Source organism: Parasphingorhabdus sp. (genome assembly GCF_036964565.1).
Classification (GTDB): Bacteria; Pseudomonadota; Alphaproteobacteria; order Sphingomonadales; family Sphingomonadaceae; genus Parasphingorhabdus.
Genome location: NZ_JBALTN010000039.1, coordinates 1 through 652, shown reverse-complemented (window position 1 = coordinate 652; position 652 = coordinate 1). Strand labels below are relative to the sequence as shown.

The following is a 652-nucleotide window of genomic DNA, read 5'->3' as shown; positions in this document are numbered from 1 at the left end:
GTCATAGCCCGGATATTACCCCCGATCTCCCGAACGAGGAAAGTATCATACTCGCTGGACACACACATTGTGGCCAAATCGTTTTACCTTGGTTTGGCGCCTTTGCCTACATGTCGAAATATGGTGATCGCTATGGTTGTGGGAAAATAACGGAAGGTAGAAAGACGATATTTGTGAGCGCGGGATTGGGTACGAGTTTATTGCCACTTCGTTTGGGAGCGATTCCCGATATGTGGCTGATAACGATTGGTCCAAACCTCAAACGGTAAAACTCTCCCCACAAGCCCCCGTGGCATTCGGATTGTCAAACACAAAACCCGCGGTGACATCATCGACCGAATAGGCGAGGCCGGAGCAGCCGCGGCGCGAGGACAGATTTCCGCGCCCTTTTTCGCACGGCGAAAATTGCCCCCTAGTTCATCCGCTCCAAAACCAGTTCGGACGACGTCGCGCCCTCACCGCTCATGTAGACTTCCCCGCGCCTGACATGTTCAGGGTCGGACAAGTCAAAAGACAGTTGATGCTGATGATTGTCTGTCGGGTTTACCAAATTGGTCGCATCCCAGAAATCAAATCTGATCTTTGACGCTCCATCGGGAGTGGTCATCCGCATCCGGGGTTGATTGCCTTGCGGGCAATAATGGGTTGCGAC

General features: G+C 52.6%; 1 protein-coding gene and 2 pseudogenes. 1 reads left to right on the top strand and 2 read right to left on the bottom strand.

All coding sequences use genetic code 11. From position 1 onward, the window contains the following. A pseudogene (locus V7650_RS18125) lies at positions 1-269 on the top strand (metallophosphoesterase); the annotation flags it as partial. Here the strand turns inward: V7650_RS18125 and V7650_RS18120 are convergent. Then, positions 259-366: pseudogene (locus V7650_RS18120) on the bottom strand (iron-sulfur cluster assembly accessory protein); the annotation flags it as partial. The pseudogenes V7650_RS18125 and V7650_RS18120 sit on opposite strands and share 11 nt — an antisense overlap. 46 nt (positions 367-412) lie before the next feature. Further along, positions 413-652 (bottom strand): hypothetical protein (locus tag V7650_RS18115; RefSeq protein WP_335657604.1); only part of this gene is annotated, 240 nt, incomplete at its 5' end.